This is a genomic window from Bacillus sp. B1-b2 (assembly GCF_009183415.1).
Classification (GTDB): Bacteria; Bacillota; Bacilli; order Bacillales; family Cytobacillaceae; genus Niallia.
Genome location: NZ_WEHU01000014.1, coordinates 120858 through 128891 on the forward strand (window position 1 = coordinate 120858; position 8034 = coordinate 128891).

The following is an 8034-nucleotide window of genomic DNA, read 5'->3' on the forward strand; positions in this document are numbered from 1 at the left end:
TTTGTTAACTATTTATGTTTTGTAATTTAGATATGAAGTTTTTGTAAAGATAAAGAAAATGAAGAATTTTTCTGGCTGAGTTAATTGGAATAATTTACGTTATATTTACAAAAAGTAGTGAATAGTTATAATTTATTCACATGCACTTAACTTCTCGTTAAAAAACTTCATCTATTATTTATCTTGTATAAAAATAGGGGATGTTAGGGAGGAGTTTGTTTGGTGAAATTTCGACAAAATAAGATGAGTAGAAAGGTGTTTATTATTGTACTGACAGTTGTATTCTTTTTTTCTCAGTTTCTATCTTTTAACAAGGCATATGCGGCTGAAGAAATACTACCTGTCCAAAACAATGATAAGCAAACAAATGCAAACGAAGTATCGTCTCAGCAAGAAACTACAAGCAATGATACCTCCAATTTACAAGAAACAGAACCAGTTGCTACTGAAGAACAACCGAATAATACCTCTCAGCAGCAAACTGAAACTATTAAGAATGAACCAACAACAGAGACTACTACTACAGAAAACCCGCAAAATACCGAAGCTTCAACTCCTTTAGATGCAGAGCAAACTCAAGTAAAGCAAGAGTCTGATTCTCCATATGAGAAGGAAGAAGCACAACCAGATAACTCAACCAATACGGATACAAAAGTACATCCAACTTCTGATGAGGAGCAAAAAGAAACGGTTAATATGGAAGAAGTAAACTATCAGAGTTTACCACAACTTCTTATTACCGAGATTTCTCCAAACTCTAAAGGAAGCGATTATTATGAGTTTTTTGAAGTCTACAATAATACAAATCAGACATTAGACATAAGTCGTTTTTCATTTTACTATCAATATACAGATGTTAATACTGCAGATAAACTAATCTCTATGCCAGAAGGAAGTATAGAGCCAGGCCAAACAAAAGTATTTTGGTTTAATACAAATAGTCTAGCGTTAGACTCCTTCAATCAGCATTATGGAACAAGCTTAACAGAGCAACAAGTAATTTCTTTTAAAGAAGGATTTCCTGGTTTTGCAAATGGAGGGAATCGTGGAATCTTAGTGAGAGATATACAAGAAAATGAAGTGGTTTCAGCTAGTTATGGACCAGGAGAATCAGATAATAATGGGTTAGGAATAGATTATCGTTATCCGATTACAGGAATCCATATGGATGCGTTTCAAACTTTAGCTCTTCCAACTCCAGGATCTATTACAAATGAACAAGTTCCAGAAAAAACTGTAGAGTTAGAGCCAATTGTAGTAGATAGCGAAGCACCAGTCATTTCCCATCAAGCTGTTACTCATGCAACAAAAGGGGAGTCTATACAAATCCAGGCAGTTATAACAGACAATCTTACAAATCCTTCAGCTAAGCTATATTACAAAGAGGAAGGTACGGAAGAATATAGCACTTTATCTTTTGAAAAAGATCAGACAAACGTAAATCAATATGTAGTAGAAATATCGAATGAATTAATTCAATCAAATATCATGTATTATATTGAGGCTACAGATGGACTAAATACGGTGAAAACAGAGGAATATAAGATTCAAGTAGAAGAAGAAATAAAACAAGATACATATAGTAATCTACCAATTCTTATTACAGAAATATCTCCTAATTCAGTAGGAGGAGGTACGGATTATTATGAATACTTCGAGGTGTATAATAATACGAACCAAGATATGAATCTAGGGAATTATGCTTTCTATTATCGATATACAGATAATAGTCGAGAAGATATTCATTTCCAAGTTCCAGCAACTACTATACCGGCAGGAGAATCAATGGTTTTTTGGTTTAATAATGGTAATCGCACTCTTGCGGATTTCAATGACCAATTTTCTAGTAATCTAACAAATGAGCAAGTAGTCTCATTTACTGATAGTTTTCCTGGATTCGCTAATGGTGGCAATAGAGCAATTGTTATAAAAGACAATGCAGGAACAGAAACAGTAAAAGCTAGTTATTTAGGGTCAGAGAATGATAATAATGGAAAAGTAATTCATTATATGTTCCCAGATGAAGGTACGGAAATGAAGAAATATGAAGTACTTGCAAACCCTTCTCCAGGTGTTATGAATGAAGAACAAGTACCAACTAAGTGGATAGAAGTACCTGAGGCTCCTAAAGATGAAGAAGCACCAGCGATTTCTCATGAGAAGATTAGTACTGCAGATGCGTTTCAAGAGATTAAGGTTGATGCAACGATAAAGGATAATATAATTAGTAATCCATTTGCAACCCTTTTCTATAAAGTAGAAGGAGAAGAGAACTATCAATCTTTAACTATGTCTAAGTTGGATGCACAAGAGAATATATTTAGTGCCACTATTCCAGCTAGCGATACAAAAGCACAAATCTCTTACTATATAGAAGCAAGCGATGGATTAAATGTTAGCAAAACAGAAATATTCACTATTAATATAAGTACAAGTGATGTTGATTACGAGAAAATCCCCAAATTATTGGTTACAGAAGTAGTACCAGATAGCTCTAATATTGGACCAAGTGATGGGTATGAATTTATTGAGATATATAATAATACAGACAAACCTATTAACTTTAAAGATTATAAGATTCAATATCGCTATGGAACTGATCCAGCAAGTGATGTAATTTGGCCTTCTATTCCAGATGATGTAGAAATTCCTGCACAAGGCACATTAGTATTCTGGATTATAAATGCTGCAAACGGCGAAGCTACTGTAGAAGATTTCAACACACATTACGGTACTAGCTTAAAAGAAAATCAGGATATAGTGCGAATTAAGAGTGACGGGATGGCAAATGGAAGCACGAGAGGACTAGTTATTGCTACTAATACAAAAGAAGAAATTTCTGTAGCATATTATAATGAAGTGACTGGTCAAGATGATACTGTGGAGAACAAAGGCATACTCTATAAGTATCCAGAAGATGGATCTACTCAGTCTGTGAAAATAAGTGCTGGAGTAAACCAAGCAACTCCTGGTTCAGTAGAATCCATTCAGGTACCAAAAGAGCATATTCATATAATTGAAGATTCTAATCCGCCAACCATTACGAATCATACGATAATCAATGTGATTAATGAAAGAGAAAATATAACGATTAGTGCAAAAGCAACAGATGACCTTGGTGTTAAATCGGTTACGCTCTATTATCGTACAAATGGGGAAGAGGACTTTAAGCAGGTATTATTAGCAGTAGATCCTAGTGATAAAGAAATTTATTCTACCACTATATATGCTGCAGAATTTATTGCGAAAGAAAAAATGGAATATTATTTCGTTGCTTCTGATGGACAAAACGAAGTAAGAACAGATATCGCTACTTTAGTTATTTCGAATAGCTTAAACCAAGATCCTATTCGTTTAAATGTGAAGGATAATGATATTCTTTCAGGAAAAGTAATAGTAAAAGGAACTTCTCAAGAGACATCAACAGACACAGTAAATTTATTCATTGATAATAAAATACTGAATACAGATGTATATAGTTCGTTAGAATCCCAAGCATATTTTATAGTAGATATCAGTGGGTTTAATATGTACTTTAAAAATGCTGTTACTATGGGAGAGGAAATTATTCAACTAATGGACAAGGATAATCACTCTGATTGGAGAACCTATACTATTCCAATTGATGCTGATAAATTAGTTCTTGGAGAGAACACTTTAACAGTAAGAGCTGGGAATAAAGCATCACCATTCCAGTTGGAAGAGAGTGAAGAAAATCGAGATGATTACTCTATAAGAAATGTTCGCTTAATCTTAGCAGATGGAACGGTTATTAAAGACCCAGCGAAAAGTAATCCTAGTACCGTATATGATATGGGAGATGACGGAACTTATCGTCCATTTGAGGATTTTACTTTTACCCTAACAGAAGATCACACAAAAGCTAAAACATATCATTGGGATACTTCAACAGTAGCAAATGGGGAACACACTATTACAGCAAAAAATTCGGAGCAGGAAGTAAGTGCTACAGTTCTAGTAGACAATACTGCACCTGTTATTGAGACAAATATGGAGAATGGAAGCTTAATGAAAGGCACTTTTACCATTCAAGCAAGTGCAACAGATGCGTTAGCTGGAATGGAATCGATTGAAACTTTTTTAGACGATCAAGAAATACAAGTACCATATGAATCATCCTCTTCCCAACTATCTGCAGGTGAACACAAGTTAAGTATAGTTGCGAAAGATAAAGCAGGAAATACAGCCGAATCTATTATTGTATTCTCAGTGAATAACGAGAATCCTGAAAAACCAGAACTAGTATCTCCTACAGATGATGTAACGAGTGCAGTAGAAGGAGATCCAACATTGAAGGTAAGAGTAAAAGACCCTTCAAATGATTCATTAGATGTAACCTTTTATAAAGGATATAAGTATGAGGCGAGCAATAAGTCATCAGTTCAAGCATATGAAAACGCTAGTGATACAGAGCCTCCACAAGTGATGGTTCCTGAAGGGGAAACAGCATTGACTGATCAGGGAATTGATTTAGTATCCCAAAAGGATGGAAATTATTTAACAACAAATTCGACTACACAATTTCCATATCATCGATTTGATGTCACTTTAGATACTTCGATTGATGAAAATGATAGAGTAGAGCTTGTTTGGAACGGAAAAAGTCTAGAAGGAAGAAAAGTCTCTATGTATGCTTGGAGTCATACAGAGAATAAGTGGAAGTTACTCACATATAAAATTGCTGGTGCACAGGATTTTGAATTAAAAGCAGAAGTAACTCCTAAAGAATTTGCAAAAGAAAGCAAAATTAATGTATTGATTCAAGATGAAATTCCAGCTTCTCCAGAAGAATATGATTATACATTTGTATGGATGTCTGATACACAGTATTATTCAGAAAGCTATCCACATATCTATCAAAGACAAACAGAGTGGATTGCAGAAAAACAAGAAGAACTTAAAATTAAATATGTATTCCATACAGGCGATGTTGTTGATGAATTTGACAAGGAACAACAATGGATTTATGCCGATGAATATATGAAAGTGTTAGAGGATAATAATGTTCCATACGGAGTATTAGCAGGAAATCACGATGTAGACCAATTGTCGAATGATTATACCCAATTCAGCAAATGGTTTGGTGCTAATCGTTTTGAGGATAAAGCACATTATGGAGAATCTTATAAAGATAATAGAGGACATTATGATTTAATCTCAGCTGGCGGAAATGATTTTATTATGATTTATATGGGCTGGGGAGTAAATGATGAGGATATGCAATGGATTAATGATGTATTAGAACAGTATCCAGATCGCAAAGCTATCTTGAATTTCCATGAATACCTGTTGGTTTCTGGAAACCGCAGCCCGATTGGGGAAGAGATATTCTCTAAAGTAGTAGAAAAAAATGAGAATGTTTTACTAGTACTATCAGGACATTATCATGATTCAGAAACCTTAGTGAGTGAAATAGACGATAACCAAGATGGAGTAACAGATCGTAAAGTGTATCAAATGTTAGGAGATTATCAAGGTGGTCCAGAAGGTGGACAAGGGTATATGAAATTAATGCACTTTGACCAAGATAATAACCGAATCATTATTAATACGTATTCTCCTTATTTAGATGATTATAATTTCTATGATCCTGCAGAATATCCATTAAAAGATGAGCTAGTAATTGATATGGATCTAGAAGTGAAAGAAAAACAAGTAGCTACAGATTATTTTGCAGTAAATGTTTTTACAGATGAAGAAATTGGTAAGCAAGAAGGAGTTTCAAGTGGAGATATAGCAGAGGTTGAGTGGAAAGGTTTAGAAGAAAATAAGCAATATTCCTGGTATGCTGTTGCAGAAGATGCCTATACTGGAAAAGCTAATTCTGATATTTGGACATTTGTAAAAGGAGCTACTAGTGTAGAGCCTACTCCAGAAACACCAAATGAAGGGGATGGAGATACTAACCCAGATACTCCAGGAGAAGAAGAGAATCCTACTCCTGAGCTTCCGAACGAAAATGATCATGAGGAAGATTTAGGAGATAGTATAACTCCAGATCAACAACATAATAGTGGCCAAACAGTAGATAGTAGTCAAAGTAGTACGAATAATGTAGACATAGTGCCAATTAAACAAGGAGATAAAGCAACAATTTTAACTCAGAAGCTGCCTAATACAGCAACGAGCCAATTCAATATGCTTCTAATGGGAATGCTATTACTCCTTGCAGGAACATTGATTATTATTTTCGTTAGGAAAAAATCACATGCAAATAACTAAATAATTATTCTCGTAAAGGGACCCAGTTATGTGTACTGGGCCTTTTTCGATAAGAATAATATATTGGAAACATTTTCTTGTGAGGTATTGTAATGAATTGGGTAAAGATAGTCATCATTCAATTTTAGGAGGTATGAATAATGAAGGCTGTTACGTTCCAAGGCACGAAAGATGTTCAAGTAAAGCAAGTAGAGGATGCCAAATTACAAAAAAAAGATGACATCATCGTTCGTATTACTTCCACTGCCATTTGTGGTTCAGATCTGCATATCTATCAAGGTGCTGTTCCGGCAGAGAAGGATTATGTTATTGGACATGAGCCAATGGGAATTGTTGAAGACGTTGGTCCTGAAGTTACAAAAGTAAAAAAAGGTGATCGTGTGGTGCTTCCTTTTAATATTTCTTGCGGACATTGCTATTATTGTGAACATGAAATGGAAAGTCAATGTGATAATGCCAATTCCAACAAAGAGATAGCTGATACTGGTGCATATTTCGGCTTTACAGAGCGTTATGGTGATTATCAAGGGGGACAAGCGGAATTACTACGTGTACCTTATGGAAACTTTATGCCTTTTGTTATTCCAGAATCCTGTGAATTAGAGGATGAAGCATTAATTTTTATGTCAGATGTAATTCCAACAGCCTATTGGAGTGTAGAAAATTCAGGTGTGAAAAAGGGAGATACAGTTGTTGTATTAGGATGTGGTCCAGTCGGATTAATGACTCAGAAATTTGCTTGGATGAAGGGTGCAAAGCGAGTGATTGCTGTAGATAATATACCATATCGGTTGAATCATGCTGTAAAGATGAATAATGTGGAGAGCATTGATTTTGATCAATATGAAGACACAGGTAGCTATATAAAAGAATTAACCTCAGGAGGAGCAGATGTAGTTATTGATTGTGTAGGAATGGATGGTAAGAAGTCCACTATGGAATCAATCGGACAGAAGCTTAAGCTTCAAGGAGGCACGTTAAGCGCAATAGAAATTGGACTTAATGCAATTCGTAAATTTGGGACCATGCAGTTAACAGGAGTTTATGGTTCTAAATATAATATGTTTCCATTAGGTAATATCTTTGAGAGAAATATAACGATAAAAAGCGGGCAAGCTCCTGTTATTCATTATATGCCTATGTTATTTGATATGATTAGTTCAGGTAAGATCGATCCTACTGAGATTATTACACATCAAGTATCTTTAGATAATGCAAGTGAAGCATATCAAATGTTTAATGATCATCAAGATGATGTGATTAAAGTAATTCTAAAGCCTTAATTAGTTAAAAAGAAAGGTATCCTTTGGTAGTGTATTTTTCAACTACCTTTAAGGATTACCTTTTTGTTTGGATAAATGATCAATATCTCTTAAATGATGGGTATAGAAGATTACTTCCTACTGTAGACGATATACAGAAATAATATCTCTATCTGCTATGATCAGAGTAAAATCATATATCTCAACCATGATTTTAACCATTCTATTTTTATTTTGTAGGAATTATCAAAAATAAGCGGAGAATTCCGACTAATGGTAATTATCATGTTAATTTCCTTGCTAATAAGCGGATTTTTCCGGTTAAGGAATGAAAATGTCTCCAATTTCCTATATTCTAAGGAAATAGGCGTAATTCTCCGTCTATTTCCGTTGTCTTTCATGGAAGTGGTCTTCTGTCAAGAAAGTAGACACAAAAAAATGAGATATTTTTCTTCTCCAGCTACTACCGCACTTCGTTTGGTGGGGTGTTAGAAAGAATCACTCAAAAATCATGACTGATCCTTTCTAA

Annotated in this window: 2 protein-coding genes; both read left to right on the forward strand. The window is 34.5% G+C overall.

Features of this window, described 5'->3' with window-relative positions:
* Positions 1–243: 243 nt before the first annotated feature.
* A complete protein-coding gene (locus F9279_RS14810; protein WP_152114370.1) occupies positions 244–6243 on the forward strand; it encodes a lamin tail domain-containing protein in 6000 nt (1999 codons plus the stop codon).
* A gap of 140 nt (positions 6244–6383) precedes the next feature.
* Positions 6384–7526: a zinc-dependent alcohol dehydrogenase gene (locus tag F9279_RS14815; RefSeq protein WP_152114355.1), complete on the forward strand. Its 1143-nt coding sequence runs from the start codon at positions 6384–6386 to the stop codon at positions 7524–7526.
* Positions 7527–8034: the final 508 nt, after the last annotated feature.

Coding starts and splice junctions, on each gene's coding strand:
- F9279_RS14810 (WP_152114370.1), top strand. CDS start 244: ATGAGTAGAAAGGTGTTTATTATTGTACTGACAGTTGTATTCTTTTTT.
- F9279_RS14815 (WP_152114355.1), top strand. CDS start 6,384: ATGAAGGCTGTTACGTTCCAAGGCACGAAAGATGTTCAAGTAAAGCAA.